Origin of the sequence: Desulfovibrio ferrophilus (assembly GCF_003966735.1) — a bacterium.
Classification (GTDB): Bacteria; Desulfobacterota; Desulfovibrionia; order Desulfovibrionales; family Desulfovibrionaceae; genus Desulfovibrio_Q; species Desulfovibrio_Q ferrophilus.
In genome coordinates, this window is the sequence record NZ_AP017378.1 from 523756 (window position 1) to 544345 (window position 20590).

Genomic DNA, 20590 nt, shown 5'->3' on the forward strand with positions numbered 1-20590 from the left:
AGTTTAACCTCTCGCTGAGTGTGCCGGGTAGCATGTGCTGAGACTTGCCGTCCTCGACGGGGTAATTTCAAGGCGAGCGTTTAAGCTGTTGTTTGGCCTTAAATACAAATTAAAACGGGGCTTGTGATTTAAGCCAACCTCCTTTGGCTGACGGGGGGGCAATGCCCGCTACAAATGCAAGGCTTGGTATGTAGAAAGATGAGCCGATGTGCGGGGAGGATTTGAATGACTTGGGGCGTGTGCAATCAGGGGATTCTATCGTTTTAGATGGAGGCCAAGGTCTTTCGAATCACCCTCTGGATTTCCCCGCTATGTTGCATTTTTGCTAACACTTCGGAGATTCTGGGGGCTAGCTTGATGTTTCGCACGTGCAGGTAGTGATAGAGAGGGATGATCACCAAGGGTGGTTCTTTGTTTGATGTCTTGTTGTTTTCTGATGTCATGCAACTGAACGCTGCATTCGGCTGCTTTTTGGACGAATGATGCATCGTCAGTGAGGAAGTCATGAAGGCCATTGACGATGTCGAGATTCCTCTCCATTGCATAAAACATTACATCACGGTCTATTGAAGAGAAAGCGCCTGACAAAGGGGCCATGCCATAAATGAACGCGGCTATCGAACCGCCTTTTCCATCAAGAGCTTCTTGGAGATTTTTGTAGATAGGGATTTTATTGGGTTTATCGTCGAGCACTTCTCCTGCATCCAGGCCTGCTTTAGTGCTATCGATGATGCCAGAAATTTCATACTGTCAGAGTAGCGGGCGAGTCCGTTGGCTGTTTTTCCATCCATGTCGCCAAAGAAGCCTTTGCAGTATACTACTGTAAACTTCTTTTTTTTCATTTTAAATCCTAAGTAAGATATTGGTTTAATAAATTGGTTTGGTGAAGGTCTATTGATGACTTGAAGTTTAATTCAGTCTTGCCAATTTATTAAAAATGAAGAGAAATTGAAAAAATCATGTCGTAATATCATGTAAATGTTATTTTGAAGACGTAATTGTATTTTTATTTAACGATAATGAGTTTTCTGGCAGAATAATAATGTAATTTTATGCGTATAAATCAATGTGTTGTAGATTGTAATAGCTGTTTTTTTATATTTGAAAATGCTGAAGAATTGAGATTTATATTATTGGATTTCGTTTATTTTTGTAATATTGCTTGACTTGTTTGTGGGAGTGGTTGATTGTCTATGTCGATACCAGCCGTACCCGTGTAGGCACGGTCCAACTGTGGCCAGCGCTGGTTTGAATTTGAACAAGTCTATCGAGGAGTCGTGTACGCATCTTGTACACGGCTCCTTTTTTTTGGCGCACGGGCGCTATTCATTATCACTTTTTGGAGAATTTGAATGTCTAAGAATCTTTATGTCGGCAATCTGTCCTGGACCTGTACTGAAGACGAAGTGCGTACAGCTTTCGAAGCATATGGCGAAGTCACTTCCGTCAAACTGATCGAGGATCGTGAAACCGGTCGCCCCCGTGGCTTCGGTTTTATTGAAATGGATGACAGCGGTGCCCGCCAAGCCATCGAAGCCCTCGACGGTACAGATTTCGGCGGCCGTAATATCAAGGTCAACGAAGCCAAGGCACGTGAAGAACGCCCTCGCTGGTAGTCTTCGAGCCAAGCCCTAATCGGCATCGCGCGCCTGCCTTTCTTTTGAAAGGCGGGCGCTTTTTTTGTGATTACGGTTATTGCGGATTTGGAAAGCTGACATCGATCGTCGTTTCATCAGGTTTTGAGCCGTGGGAGCTGCAACCGTTGCTTTCCTGTGACTGGTGAAGGTCCGCTGCTCGTATTCAGTCTGCCCTCATGAATGTAAAGTCAGACGTATTGAGATTTTCTCGTTTTGTATTACGGTGGGTATGAGGTGAAAAGTCATGAAAGCACTTCTGGTCTATCCGACGTATCCCGATACCTTTTGGAGTTTCAAAAGCGTATTGCCGTTTGTTTCCAAAAAGGCGGCTTTTCCGCCGCTTGGATTACTTACCATTGCCGCTATGCTCCCTAAAACATGGGAGATACGGCTGGTGGATACAAATGTTGCGCCCCTTGGCGATGTCGACCTTGAGTGGGCAGAGCTTGTCTTGGTCAGTGCTATGCTTGTGCAGGTCCCCAGTGCGCAAGATATTGTTAGGCGGGCAAAGAGGGCGGGCAAAATTGTGATAGTCGGGGGGCCAGCTTTCAACGCTCAGCGGGAGCGATTTTCAGGGGTCGACCACTTTGTGTTGGGGGAGGCTGAAACCGTATTGCCCGATTTTTTGAAAGACTTTGAACTCGGTGTAGCCAAAGCCGTCTATGAATCCACCGAGCGGCCAGATCTCGACTCCACGCCTTTTCCTGTCTGGGAGCTGCTGAACTTCAAGGATTATGTCTCAATGTCTGTGCAATACTCGCGTGGTTGCCCTTTTGACTGTGAGTTTTGCGACATAGTGGCCATGAACGGGCGAGGTTCGCGTGTGAAGAGTCCCGAGCATATGTTGCAGGAGTTACAAGGCCTGTACGATGCCGGATGGAGGGATTCTGTTTTTATTGTTGATGACAACTTCATCGGCAACATTGTTAACGTGAAAGATTTTCTGCCGAAGCTTGCTGGTTGGCAGAAGCAGCGGAACTATCCTTTCAAGCTTATGACTGAAGCAAGCGTTAATCTGGCGCAGGATTCTGAACTCCTGCGGATGATGAGTGATGCAAACTTTCATAAGGTGTTTATCGGGATCGAGACGCCTTCGGTGGAGAGTTTGAAGGAGTGTGGAAAAAAGCAGAATGTGGCCACGGATTTCGGATCTGCTGTCAGGGAAATACAGCAACATGGGATGCAGGTCATGGGTGGTTTTATCGTTGGCTTTGACAGTGATACGTCAACCATTTTTGAGCAGCAGGTACGCTTTATTCAAGATATAGGTGTTGTTACGGCCATGATTGGAGTCCTCAATGCGCTGCCTCGTACTAGGCTCTGGCGTCGGCTTAAATCTGAAGGACGTCTGTTGGACGGCCTGAGTGGGGAGAATACGGATGCCTGCTTGAATTTTATACCCGCCATGGGGCGTGAGGTGCTTCTTGAAGGGTATAAGGAGGTGGTTAGTATTCTCTACTCTTCCAAAGAATACTACGCTCGAATCAGTAAGTTTTTATCGTCATATGCACCACTGTCACGAGGCAGGCTTTTTCGTACCGATATTCAAGCCTTCATGAAAAGCATGTGGGCCATTGGGGTTGTTTCTCATTCTCGCTTTTTCTATTGGAAGCTAATTTTCAAAACCCTTTTGACAAAACCGAAGGCGCTTCCTGTCGTCGTGGAGCTTGCCATTCTCGGTTTGCACTTCGAGCGCGTGGCTCGTCGTATTGTTGCCGTATGATAACGGGATGCGGGTATGTATGTAAGAAAATGCCTATTTGAAAGAAACAGTGGGTGGCAACTGTGATCTGTTCGGTGGGTGGCGTTGATTCATGCTTTATGCAAATTGTACGTACAATTTCATGAGAAATGGCTTCCTAGTGAATAAGCATGAACCTCAAGGTCGGTGAGATTTTAAGGGAATTTGAATCTGCGGTTGGGAATAGGTTAGGAATAAGAAAAAGGGCTCAGAGGGTGAAACCTCTAAGCCCTTGAAATCTATGGTCGGGATGACTGGATTCGAACCAGCGATCTCTGCGTCCCGAACGCAGCGCTCTACCAGACTGAGCCACATCCCGATGTGCAGGGAGTGGACTTTTATCCGGTTCGGAAGGCTTTGGCAAGCTTTGGTTGTGGAATTTCGTAAAAAAGTTAGGCGGGCGTAGGGGTGAAATCATCGTCCTGCACAAAGGCGACGTGGCGAGAGGGAGTCGCTTCCCTCTTTGTGGTGGAGTTATTACAATTGAATAAATTTGTCGTTGTCCTTCCTGCGTATTTTCATTAATAAAATAGAGTAGCGACACACTTTGGGTGTGTTCTTGTGCCAGGTTTCATCCGGCCTGACCGTTTCCGGAATTCCGGACACGATCAGGCCTTTGAGAATAGACAAAGGAGACAGGAGTGGTAACCGTTGTCGTTGTCGACGATTCCGCCTTCATGCGCAAGGCCATCGCCACGATGCTCGAAAAGGACCCCAAGATCAAAGTTGTCGCCTCGGCCCGCAACGGCCAGGAAGGCCTTGAACTGATTCGCAAGCACCAGCCCGATGTCGTTACTCTGGACATCGAAATGCCCAAGATGGATGGCTTGACTGCGCTCAAGCACATCATGATGGAGATGCCGCGGCCTGTACTCATGATCAGTTCGCTGACGACCGAGGGCGCGGAATCCACGCTGAAAGCCATGGAGCTTGGCGCGGTGGATTTCATCCCCAAACAGCTTTCCAAGGTGTCGCTCGACATCATCAAAATTGAAGAAGATCTGCGCAACAAGGTGCTTACTCTGGGGGCACGCAGGTTTCGCGCTCCGGGGCGTCCTGTTGCGCGTACTACCCGGCCCGGTGCGGCACCTGCTCCGTCCGCACCTCCGCGCAGGCCCATGGCTCGCCCCAAGACTGGGCAGAAGCGTGACGTGGTTGCCATTGGTGTCTCCACCGGAGGACCACCGGCCGTGCAAAAGGTGCTTTCCGGGTTGCCTGCAGATTTTCCTGCAGGCATTCTCATTGCTCAGCATATGCCCGGTGCGTTTACCGGGCCCTTTGCCAAGCGGTTGGATGGGATCTCTGCGCTACGTGTGAAGGAAGCAGAAAACGGTGAGCAATTTAGGGCCGGTACGGTTTATGTGGCCCCTGGAGGCAAGCATCTGCGGATTGAGCAGAAAGTGAGCCGCATCAATATCATCGTCGGCGAAGAACCCAAAGAGGCCCTATACAAGCCTTCTGCCAACGAGTTGATCACCTCCGTTGCCAATGGTGTCGGGCGCCGAGCTTTGGGTGTTATTTTGACCGGGATGGGCAATGACGGTATGGAAGGAATAAGAGTGCTGAAAAGCCGCGGTGGCAGGGCCCTGGCCCAAAGTGACGCGACTTGTGTTGTCTACGGTATGCCCAAGGCGATCGTGGACAACGAGCTTGCAGACGAAATTATTGATATCGACGACATGTCCGCCGCTATTGTCGACAACCTCTATGCCTAATCCCTGCGCTGGGGATTGCGCGACCGCCTAGGACGAGCGAGGAGCTTATGCAGGATTGCAAGAGCATTCATGAGATGTTGCGCGCCGGGGGGGAGACCGAGGATATCCGCGAGGCAGCATACCTTGCGGGGGAACAGCGTTGTGAAGAGGCTGTTCCCGCCCTTGCCGAGTTGTTATCCACCGGAAATCTGGGAATCCAGGAAGCTGCTGATCAGGCGCTGCGCAAGATCGGTGGCAAGTCCACCGTGGCCGCCGTTATTCCACTATTGCGTTCCGATGATGCCCCTGCCCGCAATCTGGGCATGGACATCCTCCGAGCCGTGGGCGTGCAGGACCTGCCCGCTCTCATCGAACTGATGCGTGATGAAGACGATGATGTGCGTATCTTTGTTTCCGATATTCTTGGCTCTACGGATAGTGTGGCCTCTGTCGCCCCTTTGGGCGAAGCCTTGTTGAAGGACCCGGAAGTCAATGTCCGTTATCAGGCGGCAGTGTCTTTGGGCAGTCTGGGCCACAAGGAAAGCGCGAAGTACCTGAACCAGGCTCTGGGTGACGAGGAATGGATTCAGTTTGCCGTCATCGAAGCATTGTCCAAGGTGCGCGATGATAGTTCCGTGGACGCTTTGGCCAAAGCCATGACCAAGAGTTCCGATCTTGTGGCCTCCATGATTGTCGAGGCCCTGGGTGAGATGGGCAACGTCAAGGCCGTGACCATGCTGCTCAGGCAGCTCGACAAGTCTCCCACCGCTCTGCGTAACAAGATTGTCAAGGCTATCGTCCAGATTTTGGGTGGTAAATCCCTGACCATGCTCTCCGAGAACGAACGCGAGAAATTTCGTCAATATCTATTGGTCGCCTTGCACGATGAAGAGGTGGATATTCAGGACGCGGCAATCCTCGGTTTGGGGTTTGTGGGTGGCGAGAAAGCCTCTCGCGAGGTCCTCGCGATTGCCGCTGATATGGACTACGACAACGATCATGACCGCATGGAGCGGTCCGTGGAATCACTGGTCAATATCGGCCTGACCGAGGCCCTCAAGAATGGGCTTTCCGAAGGTTCCTACAAGACTGCACGTCTGGCCGTGGAGGCTCTTTCCCGCCTGGGAGAAGAAGGCATTCCCCAGTTGCTCATGAGCTCATTCTGGGACAAGGAGCGGGATCTGCAACGCGACATCGTTTCGGCCCTGTCTGTTTGCGCCGGGGATGAGGCGACCAGCTTTTTCGTGGAAGTGCTGGGCAAGCACAACGACGGGACCGTGCTTAAAAATGCGTTGGCCTACCTGGGGGGGCTCAGCGATGAGGCTCTGGGTGAGACGTTGTTCTCATTTCTGGAGCACCCCTATGACGACGTCAAGGAAGCCGCTCTGGATGCCTGCGTGGCCATTGGCGGCTCCGACATGAGCAAGCGCTTTACGGAATTATTCAAGAGCCCGGACCCGGTGCATCGTCTGATGGCAGTCTATGCCATGGGCAAACTTGGTGTTCAGGAACACATGAATGACATCAAGGCGGCCCTGGAGGACGAGGTCCCCGACATTCGCAAAGTGGCACTTGAGGCCTTTACGGGGATGTGCATGGAGCTGAGCGAGTGGATGCCTGTGATCCAGTCGAGACTTTCGGATGAGAACCGCGAGGTGCGCCTGACCGTGGTCGAATTGATGGGGCAGTGTCCTGAGACAGAGGTTTTGGAATATCTGAAGCAGGCGCTACAGGATTCGGACGACTGGGTCCGAGTGCGTGCTGTTGAGGCTCTCGGTGCGCGTCGCTCGCCGGATGCGGTGCCGGAGTTGGTGCACCTGATGAATTCGGGCAGCACTTTGCTGGCGCTGAAGGCTGTGGAAGCCTTGGGTGAGATTGGTGGCAAGGTGGCTTTCAGGTCGCTGCTGGAACTGGTTAATTCCGATGATCCGGAGTTGCAGGCCGCTACCGAAGAGGCACTTGCAAGAATTCAGGAAACCGAGGGAGGAGATCTCTAAGATGGCGTCCCTCTTTTCCAAGACCATTTCCTTGAAAAAGGAATTCACCATTGAGCCGGAGGAGTTCAAGCAACTCCGGGATTTCATCTATGCCAAGAGCGGCATCTACATTGCCGACAATCGAAAATATCTGCTGGAAAACCGCCTACGTAACAGGCTGAAGCATCTTAATCTCAAATCCTTTGGCGAGTATTACTATTATTTGCAATACGACTCTTCGAAGAGCCAGGAGCTGAATAAGCTGTTCGAGGTTGTGACGACCAACGAGACCAGTTTTTACCGCAATCCGCCGCAGCTCAAGGTCTTTCAGAAGAATGTTCTTGGGGCATTGGTCGAGCATCAGCGCAAGGCCAAGGACAAGCGCATCCGTATCTGGAGCGCGGGCTGTTCCACTGGTGAAGAGCCCTATACCATGGCTCTGCAACTGCACGAGGTTTTGGGGAACGAGATTGGCTCCTGGAATATTCGCATCACGGCCAATGACCTTTCCGAAGGTGTTTTGGCCTCGGCACGTCGCGGTGTCTACACCGAGTATGCTCTGCGGACCACGCCGCCCGAGCTGGTGAAGAAATACTTCATCCAGGAAGAAGGCCGCTACAAGGTCAAGCCGGAGTTGAAGAAGCTCATCACTTTTGGCCAGATCAACCTCTCCGACCGCATGCAACTCAAGCGGATCGAGCGCTCGCACATCATTTTTTGCCGCAATGTGATCATTTATTTCGATGACGAGATGAAACGTAACGTCATCGGCTCTTTCTACGATAACTTGCTTCCCGGCGGATATTTGCTCATCGGGCATTCCGAATCACTGCATAATATCTCGCGGGCATTCAAGCCGACACATTTTCCGGGGGCGATCATCTACCGTAAAGAGGAGTAAGTTAGATGGCGATTCGCACAGGAGGTGGACTCGATGGCAGCTGAACAGCGACGGGATTTGCGACTTCCGAAGAATTTTCGCGTGGAGATCAAGGAATTCAAATTTCCTTTGGCACGACAGCCCAAGTTTGAAGTGACGTGCGCAGATATCAGCGCTGGTGGAATGAAGGTCGAGTGCCGCAAGAAGTTCGAGGCGGGCACGAAACTCCAGGTGAAGATTTTCATCCCGAGTTTCAACAAGTACCATCCGGGGTTCTTCAAGGTCTTCGAGAGCGACTCTGGACAGTTCCTTCAGGCCATAGCCGAAGTGGTGCGGGCTGATGATGTGGTCCCCCTGACTTCGTATGCCATGGGTGTGAAATTTCTTGATGTGGATCAGGACGATTGGACGGCTCTGCGGAATTTCATCATGCGTAGCAGCAAGTAGCCCCGCGACAACGCGGTGCTTGGCAGCAAACGAGGAGGGGAAAGGACTTGTCCATACAGGTGCTTGCAGTAGCGAATCAGAAGGGAGGCGTGGGTAAGACGACGTCGTCTCTGAGCCTTGGTGCCGCACTGGCGCGCCAGGGCAAAAAAACGCTGGTCATGGACCTGGACCCCCATGCCTGTGCCTCCATCCATTTGGCCTACTACCCCGAGAATCTGAAGTATACGGTCCTGGATATGTTCTATGCGGACAAGGTTGACGCCGCATTGTGGGACAAGATCATACACAAGAGTGAAGACCCGCTGTTCTTTGACTTTGCTCCGGCCCATATTCGGTTGTCCGAGCTGGAGATGGACCTCAAGAGCAGGCCCGGGCGTGGTGGCATCCTGACCGAAGCTCTGGCTCCCATTAAGGATCGATACGATTACATCGTCATTGATTGTCCACCGCATGTGGGAGTGCTGTTGGTCAATGCCTTGGTGTCGGCCGACTTGGTGATTATCCCCATCCAGACGGATTTTCTTGCCCTGCATGGGTTGCGGCTCATTTTTGATACCATTCGCACGCTGAACCGGGTGCTACCGAACCCCATCAACTTCAGGGCCTTGCCAACCATGTTCGATCGCCGGGCCAGTGCTTGCCGTCGTGTGCTGAATCTGCTGCGAAAGAAGCTTGGTCCCAAAATGTTTGAAACAGTTATCAACTTGGATACCAATTTCAGGGAGGCCAGCGCCAAGGGGAAGGTGATCTACGAGATCGACGCCAATTCCCGTGGTGCTGTGGAATACTCGCTGTTAGCCAAAGAGATTGCCAATGAAAACGCCTGAGGAATACTTCCTGGAAAAGGATTTTTTGCCGACCGGTACGGAGGGAGATTCCCTGTCCGTGGCGGAGAAGGCTTTTTTGCAGAAATATATGGGGTACGGCGACGCAGGAACTCCGTCTGGAGAAGGCGTGTCCCTGCCTCGGCCTGCCAGGGTCGAAGCCGCACCGGGCTTTGCCGCCACGGAACAAACCGCATCCAGTGCTCCTGAGGCTGTCGGAGAGACCCTTGCCGAAGCTTTGGACGAGCCGGATATCCTTTCGCAGCTGAAGAGTGAGGATGATATCCAGTTGGTGGGGTTTACCGTCGGCGACCAGGAATTTACCGTGCCCATCAATGTGGTCCAGGAGGTCATCCGTTACGTGGCTCCCACGCAACTTCCTGCTGCACCGTTCTTTATGGCAGGTATCGTGAATCTGCGTGGCCGGGTGACACCACTGGTGAAGCTCAATAGTTTGATTGGCGCCACTGGCGCAAGCGAGACCCCCGGGTTCATTGTTGTCTGCCGCCGCAAGGGCCTGCAACTGGGCCTGATGATCGATAAGGTGAAGACCATGTACCGCGTTCCTCAGACCGAATTGGACTGGGGCGTGGAACAACATCTGGGGTCAGGGGTCGAATTTGTGGCCGGACTCATGAAAGCCGAAGGCGGTTCTCTCATCGGAATTATTTCCATTGACCGGATCGTTGAGAAAGTTCTTAAGGGTTAAAAGGAGCACTCATGCCTAAACATATTCTGATTGTTGACGATTCGAAGACTGTAAGGAATCTCGTCGCGTTTATCATGAAGAAGGAAGGCTTCAAGGTGACCATGGCGGAAGATGGCCTCGACGGGCTGGAGAAATTGTACTCCATGACTGACGTTGACCTGATCATCTCCGACGTGAATATGCCTCGAATGGATGGCTTTACTTTTATCAAGACTGTCCGCGAACAGGATGCTTACAGGGATGTGCCGATTATCGTTTTGTCCACCGAAGGGCAGGACAAGGATATTCAAACGGGGCTGGGGCTTGGCGCAAATCTGTACATGGTCAAGCCAGCGCAGCCGGATAAAATGGTCAAAAACGTTAAAATGCTGTTAGGGTAATACCTGCCGGCACTCCGGGTTGATGAGACACTCGGCGGGGGCAACTTTCGCTCCGCGCCCAATACGCATCGAGGTGGGTCAATGAGCCAGGATTTCATGGATCCTGAAATTTTTGCCGATTTTATCATCGAGGCCAAGGAGCATCTTGAGACCATCGAGCCCAACTTGCTTGAGCTTGAGCAATCTCCTGAGAACCTTGACCTCCTGAACGAAATTTTTCGTCCGATGCACTCCCTGAAAGGAGCGTCGGGTTTTCTTGGTCTGAACAAGATCAATGTTCTGGCTCACCGTGCGGAAAACGTCATGGACGAGCTGCGCAAAGGCAAGATGTCTGTCACCTCCGAGATCATGGACGTGATCCTGAGTGCGACCGACTTGCTGCGGACCATGATCGAGAATCTCGAAACCGAGGGCGGCGAAGGTGATGTGGATACTGAATCCACCATCGCCAAGCTGGATGGCATCATGGCAGGCGATGATCTCTCCGGTGGAGCAGCCGCTCCCGCCCCGGCTCCCGCTCCTGAACCTGAAGCCGTGGCTGAACCTGCTGCTGCACCAGAGCCAGAACCAGACCTGCCTGCCTTTGAAGCGGTGTCCTATGCCCTGTCCGTCGTGGCCAAGGAACACTTGGGTGATTTTCTGGAAGAAGCCACGGAAATCATCGAAGAACTCAACAGTGGGCTGTTGGGCCTGGAGCAGACCCCCACAAGTGGTGGCGAGGCCATCAATGACATTTTCCGTTATTTCCACAATCTGAAAGGCAACAGTGGCATCGTCGGTTTCAAGGAACTTAACGAGCTGACCCACGAGGCCGAGACGCTGCTCAACCGTGTCCGCAAGAATGAGATGGAATGCTCTCATGGACTCATCGATCTGCTGCTGTCGGTGGTGGATATGATGGAGACGCTGGTCGGTTGCATTGACATGGAGGGCGCTCAGGTCACCCCCGTGGATACGAGGGTGTTGTTGGGCAAGCTGCGTGAGGCTGTGGAAAACGGTGAGGTTGCCTCTCCCAAGGCCGAGGCCGAGATTGAAGCTGAAATCGAGATCGAAATCGAGCCTGAAGCTGTTTCCGAGCCACCTGAGCCCAAGGCCGTGCCCGAAGCGGTTGCTGCTGCCGGGTTGGACGATGATGATCTGGCCATCTTCAAGACCACAGTGGGTCAACAACTGGCCGCCATTGATTTGTCCCTGAAGGAACTGGACAAGGACGCCTCTCAGAAAGATTATGTGGACGCCCTGTATCGGGCTTTGACCACCGTCCAGAATTCCTGTGGCTATATGGGTTTTTCCGGCATCAAGGAGACTGCCGAACGCACAGCCGGGCTGGTGGCTCAGGCTCGTGATACGGACCTGGATTTCTCCATGATGGTGGATATCCTGTCTCAGGAATGTGGCATTATCCGTGACGATATCGCCAAGGAAATTGCCGCTGCGGATATCTCGGAAGAACTTGTTTCCGCCATGGATCAGGATGCCCCGGCAGAGCCTGAGCCCAAGCCGGAACCGAAACCGGAACCCAAGCCCGAGCCGAAGCCAGAGCCCAAGCCCGAGCCGAAGCCAGAGCCCAAGCCGGAACCGAAGCCAAAGCCTGCTCCAGCGCCAGCCGCCAAGCCAGCCGCTGCCGCTGCCGCCAAGAAGCCACCGGTCAAGAAGCCTGCTGTTTCCTCCACCATTCGTGTGGACCACGAGAAACTGGACCACCTGATGAACCTGATTGGTGAGTTGATCATCAACCGCAACCGGTTCTCCATGTTGGCCCGCAATCTCGAAGAAGGCGGTAATACCGGAGAAATCGATCTGCCCGAGGTGGCGTCCAACCTCACCGAAACGACTTTTGCCATGGCCCGCATCTCGGATGACCTTCAGGACACCATCATGAAGGTCCGGATGATGCCGGTAAAGACAGTATTCTCTCGTTTCCCGCGTTTGGTCCGTGACTTGTCGCGCAAGAGCGGCAAGAAAGTTGACTTGATCATGGAAGGTGAAGAGACCGAACTGGACAAGAGCGTTATCGAAGAGATCGGCGATCCTCTTGTCCACTTGATTCGAAATTCCGTGGACCATGGCCTGGAGACCAACGAACAACGAGCCGAAGCTGGCAAGCCCGAAGTGGGGCGTGTTTACCTGCGTGCCTATCATCAGGGTAACTCTGTGGCTATTGAAGTCGAAGACGATGGCCGGGGTATCAGCCCTGAGAAGATGCGCGAGGTTGGCGTCAAAAAGGGCTTGGTCACCGCTGAGGAAGCCAAGAATCTGGATGACCAGCAGGCCATCGAGTTGATCTTTGAGCCGGGCTTCTCCGGTGCTGAAAAGATCACCGATATTTCGGGCCGAGGCGTGGGCATGGACGTGGTCAAGACCAATATCAAGAACCTCAAGGGCTCCGTCATGGTGGATACTGAGATCGGTCGGGGAACAAGGTTTACCCTGTCTCTGCCGCTCACATTGGCTATCATCGACGCCCTGATGATCAAGGTTGCTGGTGACACCTACGCCATCCCTCTGGAAGCCGTATCTGAAACCACGAAGATCGAGACCAAGCGCCTGACCGAGGTCAATGGCCGTAAGGCCGTAACTCTTCGAGGCGAGGTGCTCGGCATCATGGATCTCTATGAGATTCTGGATCTGCCAGCCAACGAGGAAGAGCGGGATATCCTGCCCATTGTGGTCATTCATGACAACAATCGACGTCTGGGCCTTGTCGTGGATAGCCTCCTCGAGCGTCAGGAAGTCGTGATCAAGCCCCTGGGTGATTTCCTTGGCGACAAGGAAGGCATCTCCGGCGCAACCATCATGGGTGACGGTTCAGTGGTGCTTATTCTTGACCCCCACGAGATCTATCGTATGTCCACCTAGTAAAGCGGGTGATATCCCGCCCTAGGGCAAGTTGATGAAATTCCGCCGAGAGCGGCGTTGCTTCAAAAGGGGGTAGACCCTCGCGTATGTTTTATACGCGTCGGGCCTGCCCCCTCTCTTGCGTCTTGCTCCCGGCGTTTTTGATCAACTTGCTTGCGGTGTTAGCCATGGGTATAAGTGTTCTCAGCCATGAGGGGTTTGGAAATAGTATTTTAGGAGAAGATATGGCGAAATTGGATCCGCAATCTCTCGATTATTTACTACAGACCGATGTGCTTGAAGATTTGATCCCGCGCGTCGGCAGAGAACAATGGCAGTCTTTGTTTGTTAGTCGTAATGACGAGTTAGGTCGATTTGGCCTCTGGTGCGCTTTGATCGATGATGCTTCCGTAGAGCGTGTGCTTAGCCATTATTCTTGGGATCTCTCGATCGGAGATGGGAAACCCGGATTCAGTCAAAGTTGGCCAAATGGAGAGCCGGTCATAGAATATCATCCCTATGGATCCGGGACAGGCATACGCGCTTTGGTTCATCGCCGATCGTTTTATGGGGTTTTTTCGCCCTACTTTGAAATTGACCAAGAGTTTCGTCTGTACCATGACCTTGCCTACGATCAGAAAAGAGGCCTGCTCTTGGCGTTTGATGTTTCTGGACGTGAGATTGAAGTCGTACGCATCAGCCCGGAGAGAATTGAAGCTCGCCTTAAATATCTACGCCAGTATCAAGCTGGGACTCGTCAAAACCTAGTGATTTACGTTGATTCTGTAAGATACTCAAAGTTGCTTTTTGAAGACGTTGGAGAAAGGCGAGATTCAGAAAGAAATGAAAGAGTAGCTTGGTCAAGACATGTTGGTGCTTGTAGCTTTCACAACGACTTTTCGACGTTCTCAAGAGTATTGTTTAAAATCATTCTTCGTTCTCCTGTAATCGAAAAGGCGGGGATATGGCCCTTTGACGAGGAGGGTGACGAACGAGAAGTTACTTTTATCATAGGTGTGGATGAGAATGGTGAGAACATTGAACATACATCTTCCCCAGATAAATTGAGTAATAACTTCGGGGCGAACCCAGAGGCTCCTCATTACCTAACTCCCGTTTATTTTAGACGCGAAGTGCTTGCTAAATATTTCGCTGAGCCTGATCGATATGTGATCTCGGATGGTTCCTTAGGCTGCCTTGAACTGTGGCATTGCCAGATTGATAACGATCTTGAAACGAGTGTTGCTGTCTTTTTAGGTGATCTAGGTCGCGATCTTCCTTATGAGGAGCGTCTTCATTGGCGACAGTTTAACATTCCCCCTGAAGGGGAGATTAGTGAAACTAACTTTCGACGAAGTTTTCTTGCGCAGTTTACTGACCCAAGCGCTGTAGATTTGGTGTTTAAGGAAGAATATAAGCGGTTTGCTGCTGACTGGCTCAAGGAAATAGGTTGGCCTTTTTTCCTGCCACTTGCACCTGGTGATATTCATTTAGCCGACACAATTAGAATACCTGTTACAAATTCTCAAAGTGAGATGGATGATCAGGTTTTGTGTCTCACCAAGCTCCTTGTTGATTCGCTTAACGAAAAAGAGTTTGCCAGAGTAGGACAGCCATTAGCTGATGGCGCGAAGGGTATTGCGAAGCTGAACGCTTTCTTTCAGGCAAGTGATTTTGCAGACCGAAAAGCAATCGTCGATTTTTTGAAAAATTTACAGTTGCTGAGATCGACGGGGTCTGGTCATAGGAAAGGATCTGGATATGATAAAGCAATCGCCAAGCTGGACATAGATTTGAAAAGAAAGCCTGAAGCATTCGCGCTGCTTCTAGATAGAGGGGTTGCGATGTTGCGTGCGCTGAGAGTGTACTACCTTGATGGCGAAGTGACATTGGATTAGAGGGGATAATACCACCTCCGTTTCAACATAAGACAAAACAAAAGCCCGCGCCGGAATCCGGCGCGGGCTTTTTGCGATACCTGTCTCCTCGGCTTAGAGCGGGAGGAAAATGGAGGCGTTAACGGCGGAGAATCCGGCCACGGCCATAAGCAGCAGCAGCGCGGCCAGCAGCATGGCTGGTTTGCGCCTGAGTGGATTCTCAGAGCGGGCAACAACGGCCCAGCTGATTGTTGCCAAAAGCGCGGCGGCACCACCGCCAGCGGCAAGCAGGCCCAGCAGGGTTGGACCGGTCTCCAACATCAGGGACGGCAGCATCTGGCTGGCGACCCATGCCTCGGAGGCCAAGGCGCCCAAGGTGCCGAGGATGGCTGTATTGGCCGTGAACTGTGCAGCGTAGTTGTAATAGTCGCGTCCGAAGTCATCCTTGTTGCGACGTGTGAGCAGGAACAGCAGTCCGAATCCTGCGCCGCAGCCCAGAGCCAACAGCACGGAATGGACTGTCAGCGGGGCGAGCATGGGGTGTGACAGACCTGCCCGCAACATCGGTTCCAGTTCCATGGTCTGCACGTTTTCAGGCAGTTCGGAATAGAGCGCAAGCTTCATGCATAGCGACACGCCAAGCACTGCCGGGACACCCAGCACGGTCAACAGACCGAGACTACGGTGCAGGCCGGGGCTTTTCTTGGCCGAACGCCAGGTGAAGGCGTACAGCAGTCCGAACAGGACCAGCCAAGCCAGTGCGGCCGCCATGGGAGCGGCGATCATGGGATTGTCCAGCCAGGGGCGGATCAGTTCAGGATATTGGGCCTGCATCACGGCAAAGCTGCCGCCTGCGGAGACCAGGGTATAGGCCAGGAACAGGATGCCCAGAGCGGACATCTGCTGGCTCAGTTTTTTCAGAAAGACCTTTTTCTTGGCGGCGCCAACGGTTTCGCTCAACCAGGCGAGAGAGAAGGCACCGAGCCCGGTGTACACGGCGCAAAGATGCAGCGCCAGAATAACAAAAACACCGAGTAGCCCGAGGGTGGGTTGGGGAATGTTCACGACTTGCTCCTTGATCATATGGCCGGGCATTTGGACCCGAACGGCGCAGTTGTGCCTCAATTTGTACCCAAGGGCAAGGGGAGGGTGAGGTCGTGGTTGCGCTTGCATCTTGTATTTTAAAGCATTCTCACCTATTGATGGAGAGGTTTTTCAACTCATGATCTTCCGGGAGGAAGCATGGTTAGATTCGTCATCGTCGCCACAACGCTGGTCGCACTGCTGATGACTTGCGGTTGTTCCGCCAGAAGTAGTTCCGAATCTGCATCTGGCGCGAGCGAGGAGTGGAGGCTCCGCAATCTGGAGGAGAAATCCCTTCAGTTCCAGAATGCCCAGATGGAATTGGCCTCGCGGCTGAATTCGCTGGAAGGGCGCGTTCAGGACCTGGAGGCCGCTCCGCGATTGGGTGAGCAGGATATTCGTCCGCAGGAGACCAAGCCCGAGCCGCTCATGACCTCCGACGATCTGCCCACTCCCGGTCCGGTGATGAAAAAGGAAGAACCCGCCAAGCCCTCGGACTGGGACAAGTATCCTGATGCAACGGCCAAGACCAAGGCCATGGACAAGACAGCAACCGACAAGGCCATGAAAGCTGCCGCAAAACCGGCTTCCAAGCCTGCTTCCAAGAAGTACTCCATCAAGAAACCTGCGGCCCCGGCTGGCAAGGCCGCCTACGACAAGGCGCTGAAGTTGATCCTGGCGGGCAAGACCGAATCCGGGCGCAACGGCATGGAAGCTTTTTTGAAGTCCAATCCCAAAAGTACCCTGGCCCCCAATGCTCATTATTGGCTGGGTGAGAGCTGGTACCATCAGAAGAGATATGCCGAGTCCATCGTGGCCTTCAAGCAGGTCCACCAGCAGTATCCCAAGCACGACAAGGCTGCCGCCGCGCTGCTCAAGATTGGCTATGCCTATGCCGCACTGGGAGACCGGGACAATGCTCGGTTTTATCTGGAAGTGCTGACTCAGGATTATCCCAAGTCCGAGCCTGCTTCATTGGCTCGCAACCGCTTGAAGAAGCTCAAGTAGCCCGGAGGTCCGGAATGGACTCCGCGCGTCTCAAGGAATTTCGCGCCGCCCTGGCGATCAAGCACACTCCGTATATTGGGCCCCGTACCTGGGCCAAGCTCCTTGCGGCCTATGGCGGGGCGGCTCATGCCTATGACAGAGCATCGCGCTGGCGGATGGACAAGGTCGTCTCCGTAAAGGGCTGTGAGGCTTTTAAAGCCGGAGCCTACAAGGCCGCTGCTCGTGCCGAATTCGATGTCGCCACCAAGCAATCCTGTTCCCTCGTATTATGGACTGATCCCGAGTATTCCAGGCGTTTGCGCCAGATACCGGACCCCCCTCTGTTTCTGTACTGCATCGGGCGCAAGGATTTGCTGGCCGGTCCTTCCGTGGCTGTCGTGGGATCGCGTAACTGCACGGGGCGAGGGCTGGCCGTGGCCTCGCGCATCTGTTCCGGGCTTGCCGAAGCAGGGGTAACGGTCGTTTCGGGCATGGCCTGGGGCATTGATCGTCAGGCCCATCTCGCAGGGTTGTCCGGTGCCGGATCATCCATCGCCGTGTTGGGGACGGGGCTGGATCGGGTCTATCCACCTGAGAATACAGACCTCTTCGAACGGCTGTGTCAATCTGGATTGGTGGTTACCGAATTTGCTCCGGGCACCGTGCCTGAAGCCAGGAATTTTCCGTATCGTAATCGGATTGTCTCGGGCCTGTCTTTGGGGGTTGTGGTGGTGGAAGCCGCCATGAAGAGCGGAAGCCGCATCACCGCCCGGCTGGGGCTGGAGCAGGGGCGTGATGTCTATGCCGTGCAAGGGCCCGAGGGAAGTTCCACCTTTGAAGGCTGTAATGATCTTGTGGAACAGGGGGCGCAACCCGTGACCAGTGCGGGAGAAGTCATCCTTGATTTGGCTGTGCTGATCAAGGCCGATGCCGAGCAACTCACGCCCGAACCCCGGGCCGTTTCAGTTACCCAACATATCCCTTTTGAGCATGAAGCCATGCACCCTACAGGCAAAGGTTCAGACACACCCATGCCTGAGCCTCCGGCCATAAGCCCGGTCGTTGCTTCCTGTTCTGCCGGATCTCCAATGGATGAGTGCGATCCCGTGGACCCTGATCAGCGGGCCATTATCGAAGTGCTTTCGGGGGCGGAGCGGGTGCATATTGACGAATTGACTCGCACATTAGGCTGGGATCAGGGGCGCACGGGGCGTACGCTCACCTTGCTGGAGGTCGTCGGAACGGTACGCCAGTGGCCCGGCATGTGCTACAGCTTGAGTTAGGTCAGGTGGTGTTGCCGGGCATCACGTATGACCCTTTCGCCTTTTCTCCCTGCAAGGACAAAAGAAGGGCCGCCGGGCAAGGGCGGCCCCGAGGGTGGGGATGTCCGGAAGTGGACTGTGGAGTCGTGGTGTGTGGCATTGTCTCGGCGCGGTCAGTTGCCGACAACCACCGTCCTAGCCTCGTCCGTTGACGGAGAAGTGTCGGTTGCGCGAAGAATTTGTGTTGAATAGTCGGTATGGATTGCAGGAGTCGATGATGTCGCTCCGATGCGTTGAAATTGGAGAGGAAGTTTGACTGTCAGGGATTATGAACTGCCGGATACGGCTTTGGCCTTTTTGGGGCACATGGATGTGGAAAAGGGCTACAGCCCGGCCACAGTGGCAGCCTATGCGCGTGATCTGGAACAGTTTCAGGGCTATCTGGAATCGCGGGAATTGACTCTGGACAATCCCGGAGCCATTACCCGGTCCCATGTGCGAGGCTTCATGGCTGATTTGCATCGCCAGCGTACGGCCAAATCCTCTGTGGCTCGGAAACTGTCCTCTCTGCGGTCATTGTTCAAATATCTCGCCAAGTCCGGCCTGGTTGCGTCCAATCCCGTAGCCGGAGTCAAGAATCCCAAGCAGGAACAGCGCCATCCCAAGGCTTTGAATGTAGATCAGGCATTGGCATTAATGGTGGCGGGCGTACCGGACGGTCCGCGAGGACTTCGCGATCTGGCCTTGGCCGAAGTACTCTATGGTTCGGGGCTGCGTGTGTCCGAGGCCCTTGGGCTGGACTTGGATGATGTGGACCTGAATTCCTCGGTGGTGCGGGTCATGGGCAAGGGGTCCAAGGAGCGGGTCTCCCCATTGTCGGATGCCGGGCGTGAGCGCTTGCGGACTTATATGGCTGAGCGGGGAGAGTTTACTGCCAGCGTCACGGAGAAGGCTCTGTTTCTGGGGGACAAGGGCGCGCGGCTTCAACGGAGGCAGGCGAACAGGATTCTTGAACGTCTGGCAAAGTTGGCCGGATTGCCGGAGCATGTGCATCCACACATGCTGCGCCACAGTTTTGCCACACACCTGCTGGAATCGGGTGCGGATCTACGGAGTGTTCAGGAACTATTGGGGCATGAACGATTGACCACGACTCAGCGCTATACACATCTGACGCTGGATAAGCTGATGCGGGTTTATGACAACGCGCATCCCAAGTCGGGAGCCAGGCGAAAAAAGAAATGATTTTGGTGGCTGAGGGCTAGTCCTCGACAGCGAGTACGTCACCCAGGCTGGCGCCCAGGATTTTCCCTGGCCATTTGTAAAAGCAGAATCCGAAACCATCGATTTCGGAGGCAATGCGCTTTTGGCCACCCTTGGAAAAGGGCAGGTGCGAAGGCAGCAGTGATCCCTTGACGAGCTGCATGTGCCCGAAGAGGTAAAGGATGTTGAAGGGGACCAGTTTTTCAGGCATGGCGTTTTTTTCAACCACCAGATAAGTCTTGGGAAAGTTTGAACCCGAGTAGGTCTTATAAAGCTGCATTCACCTCGCTCCCACGCGAAATCGTTCAACATCCGTTCCCGCTCCCCATCTTGATCCAGACGTGTTGCCAGTATCATGGAACGGATAAAGAAGACGCAATGTTTCTTTTGTGCGTGTGAAGTTATCTTAAAAGTGACATACGCGCAATGGAGCGATGAACCTCATTGGCAAATATTGGCTTTGTGTTCGCCTACTGGGGGACAACATCGAGGATTTCGAATCCGAAAGTGGGGTCCGTGACGCGACGCATGGAGCCAATAATCTCCTGAATCACGACTTCACCAATTTTCCAGATATCCACACCTTGCCGGACGCAGCCCGTGCGTGCCGTGTCCCCACGCCCCATGGTTGCATGCATATGTAGGCTGGCGACGCCTGCTTCATTGGGGAACAGTGTGCCCATTGCCGCCACTTCATGTACTCCTTCAAGTGTATGCAGTATGGGGGTGATGGTCGCTGCCGCGCCGTCCTCGGGGCCGACGACCAGTGTGCCGCCGCCAATGCCGCCGATCATGATCACCACGCCTCGGGCAATATTCTTGTCTCTTGCGAACTGCTCAATGCAGTCAGGAACGCGGTCGCCGTCTTCAAGGCGGAGTACGAATACCCTGCCCATTTTTCCTTCTGATGCCTGCATGAGTTCTCCCCGTGCTTTGCGTGTTGGGTTAATCCTGAGACGGTTGGCCTGAACGTTCGCTGTGATTCACGACGA

At 53.4% G+C, this 20590-nt stretch carries 18 protein-coding genes and 1 tRNA gene; 14 read left to right on the plus strand and 5 right to left on the minus strand.

The genetic code is table 11. The features are described 5' to 3' along the window. Nucleotides 1–309 precede the first annotated feature (309 nt). Nucleotides 310–693: a DUF1611 domain-containing protein gene (locus EL361_RS02410; protein WP_172961598.1), complete on the minus strand. Its 384-nt coding sequence runs from the start codon at nt 691–693 to the stop codon at nt 310–312. Nucleotides 694–1352: 659 nt separating this feature from the next. Here EL361_RS02410 and EL361_RS02415 point away from each other — a divergent pair. Beyond that, nucleotides 1353–1616 carry an RNA recognition motif domain-containing protein gene (locus EL361_RS02415; RefSeq protein ID WP_126376234.1) on the plus strand — a complete coding sequence of 88 codons (264 nt, stop codon included), beginning with the start codon at nt 1353–1355 and terminating at the stop codon, nt 1614–1616. 265 nt (nt 1617–1881) lie between these two features. Continuing rightward, entirely contained in the window at nt 1882–3360 is a 1479-nt protein-coding gene (locus EL361_RS02420) for a B12-binding domain-containing radical SAM protein (RefSeq protein ID WP_126376236.1), read from the plus strand. Between the two features lie 260 nt (nt 3361–3620). Here EL361_RS02420 and EL361_RS02425 read toward each other — a convergent pair. Then, nucleotides 3621–3697 (minus strand) — tRNA-Pro (locus EL361_RS02425). A 322-nt stretch (nt 3698–4019) separates the two neighbouring features. Between EL361_RS02425 and EL361_RS02430 the strand changes: the two genes are divergently transcribed. The 9 genes from EL361_RS02430 to EL361_RS02470 all read left to right on the plus strand — a co-directional run bounded on the left by EL361_RS02430 (nt 4020) and on the right by EL361_RS02470 (nt 15024). Further along, the gene (locus EL361_RS02430; RefSeq protein WP_126376239.1) at nt 4020–5093 is read left to right on the plus strand and encodes a protein-glutamate methylesterase/protein-glutamine glutaminase; all 1074 of its coding nucleotides are present in this window, start codon (nt 4020–4022) and stop codon (nt 5091–5093) included. A gap of 47 nt (nt 5094–5140) precedes the next feature. Continuing rightward, nucleotides 5141–7069, plus strand: a complete 1929-nt coding sequence (locus tag EL361_RS02435; protein WP_126376242.1) for a HEAT repeat domain-containing protein — start codon at nt 5141–5143, stop codon at nt 7067–7069. 1 nt (nt 7070) lies between these two features. Continuing rightward, a complete protein-coding gene (locus tag EL361_RS02440) occupies nt 7071–7949 on the plus strand; it encodes a CheR family methyltransferase (RefSeq protein ID WP_126376245.1) in 879 nt (292 codons plus the stop codon). A gap of 33 nt (nt 7950–7982) precedes the next feature. Continuing rightward, nucleotides 7983–8375: a PilZ domain-containing protein gene (locus EL361_RS02445; protein ID WP_126376248.1), complete on the plus strand. Its 393-nt coding sequence runs from the start codon at nt 7983–7985 to the stop codon at nt 8373–8375. Nucleotides 8376–8422: 47 nt separating this feature from the next. Beyond that, nucleotides 8423–9202, plus strand: coding sequence for a ParA family protein (locus EL361_RS02450; RefSeq protein WP_126376251.1), 780 nt, complete (start codon nt 8423–8425; stop codon nt 9200–9202). Continuing rightward, nucleotides 9189–9908 carry a chemotaxis protein CheW gene (locus EL361_RS02455; RefSeq protein WP_126376253.1) on the plus strand — a complete coding sequence of 240 codons (720 nt, stop codon included), beginning with the start codon at nt 9189–9191 and terminating at the stop codon, nt 9906–9908. Before EL361_RS02450 ends, EL361_RS02455 begins: the two co-directional genes overlap by 14 nt. 11 nt (nt 9909–9919) lie before the next feature. Next, the gene (locus EL361_RS02460) at nt 9920–10288 is read left to right on the plus strand and encodes a response regulator (RefSeq protein WP_126376256.1); all 369 of its coding nucleotides are present in this window, start codon (nt 9920–9922) and stop codon (nt 10286–10288) included. Nucleotides 10289–10369: 81 nt separating this feature from the next. Next, nucleotides 10370–13147 carry a chemotaxis protein CheA gene (locus EL361_RS02465; protein ID WP_126376259.1) on the plus strand — a complete coding sequence of 926 codons (2778 nt, stop codon included), beginning with the start codon at nt 10370–10372 and terminating at the stop codon, nt 13145–13147. A 224-nt stretch (nt 13148–13371) separates the two neighbouring features. After that, complete coding sequence (locus tag EL361_RS02470; protein ID WP_126376261.1) at nt 13372–15024, plus strand: hypothetical protein; 1653 nt, start codon at nt 13372–13374, stop codon at nt 15022–15024. A gap of 93 nt (nt 15025–15117) precedes the next feature. Here EL361_RS02470 and EL361_RS02475 read toward each other — a convergent pair whose 3' ends face one another. Next, nucleotides 15118–16068: a hypothetical protein gene (locus EL361_RS02475; RefSeq protein ID WP_126376264.1), complete on the minus strand. Its 951-nt coding sequence runs from the start codon at nt 16066–16068 to the stop codon at nt 15118–15120. Between the two features lie 177 nt (nt 16069–16245). Here EL361_RS02475 and ybgF point away from each other — a divergent pair, with 177 nt between their 5' ends. The 3 genes from ybgF to EL361_RS02490 all read left to right on the plus strand — a co-directional run bounded on the left by ybgF (nt 16246) and on the right by EL361_RS02490 (nt 19580). Beyond that, a complete protein-coding gene (ybgF, locus tag EL361_RS02480) occupies nt 16246–17094 on the plus strand; it encodes a tol-pal system protein YbgF (protein ID WP_126376267.1) in 849 nt (282 codons plus the stop codon). A 14-nt stretch (nt 17095–17108) separates the two neighbouring features. After that, nucleotides 17109–18356 (plus strand): DNA-processing protein DprA, encoded by a 1248-nt coding sequence (gene dprA / locus EL361_RS02485; RefSeq protein ID WP_126376270.1) that lies wholly within the window; start codon nt 17109–17111, stop codon nt 18354–18356. Nucleotides 18357–18701: 345 nt separating this feature from the next. Next, nucleotides 18702–19580 (plus strand): tyrosine recombinase XerC, encoded by an 879-nt coding sequence (locus EL361_RS02490; protein WP_126381249.1) that lies wholly within the window; start codon nt 18702–18704, stop codon nt 19578–19580. A 16-nt stretch (nt 19581–19596) separates the two neighbouring features. Here the strand turns inward: EL361_RS02490 and EL361_RS02495 are convergent, their stop codons facing one another. Together EL361_RS02495 and EL361_RS02500 are read right to left on the minus strand one after the other, a co-directional pair. Beyond that, entirely contained in the window at nt 19597–19878 is a 282-nt protein-coding gene (locus EL361_RS02495) for a hypothetical protein (protein WP_126376273.1), read from the minus strand. 190 nt (nt 19879–20068) lie between these two features. Beyond that, nucleotides 20069–20515, minus strand: coding sequence for a PPC domain-containing DNA-binding protein (locus EL361_RS02500; protein WP_126376276.1), 447 nt, complete (start codon nt 20513–20515; stop codon nt 20069–20071). Between the last annotated feature and the right edge of the window lie 75 nt (nt 20516–20590).

Coding starts and splice junctions, on each gene's coding strand:
- EL361_RS02470 (WP_126376261.1), top strand. CDS start 13,372: ATGGCGAAATTGGATCCGCAATCTCTCGATTATTTACTACAGACCGAT.
- EL361_RS02460 (WP_126376256.1), top strand. CDS start 9,920: ATGCCTAAACATATTCTGATTGTTGACGATTCGAAGACTGTAAGGAAT.
- EL361_RS02500 (WP_126376276.1), bottom strand. CDS start 20,515: ATGCAGGCATCAGAAGGAAAAATGGGCAGGGTATTCGTACTCCGCCTT.
- EL361_RS02440 (WP_126376245.1), top strand. CDS start 7,071: ATGGCGTCCCTCTTTTCCAAGACCATTTCCTTGAAAAAGGAATTCACC.
- EL361_RS02445 (WP_126376248.1), top strand. CDS start 7,983: ATGGCAGCTGAACAGCGACGGGATTTGCGACTTCCGAAGAATTTTCGC.
- EL361_RS02455 (WP_126376253.1), top strand. CDS start 9,189: ATGAAAACGCCTGAGGAATACTTCCTGGAAAAGGATTTTTTGCCGACC.
- EL361_RS02435 (WP_126376242.1), top strand. CDS start 5,141: ATGCAGGATTGCAAGAGCATTCATGAGATGTTGCGCGCCGGGGGGGAG.
- EL361_RS02415 (WP_126376234.1), top strand. CDS start 1,353: ATGTCTAAGAATCTTTATGTCGGCAATCTGTCCTGGACCTGTACTGAA.
- EL361_RS02495 (WP_126376273.1), bottom strand. CDS start 19,878: ATGCAGCTTTATAAGACCTACTCGGGTTCAAACTTTCCCAAGACTTAT.
- EL361_RS02490 (WP_126381249.1), top strand. CDS start 18,702: ATGGATGTGGAAAAGGGCTACAGCCCGGCCACAGTGGCAGCCTATGCG.
- EL361_RS02465 (WP_126376259.1), top strand. CDS start 10,370: ATGAGCCAGGATTTCATGGATCCTGAAATTTTTGCCGATTTTATCATC.
- EL361_RS02420 (WP_126376236.1), top strand. CDS start 1,882: ATGAAAGCACTTCTGGTCTATCCGACGTATCCCGATACCTTTTGGAGT.
- dprA (WP_126376270.1), top strand. CDS start 17,109: ATGGACTCCGCGCGTCTCAAGGAATTTCGCGCCGCCCTGGCGATCAAG.
- ybgF (WP_126376267.1), top strand. CDS start 16,246: ATGGTTAGATTCGTCATCGTCGCCACAACGCTGGTCGCACTGCTGATG.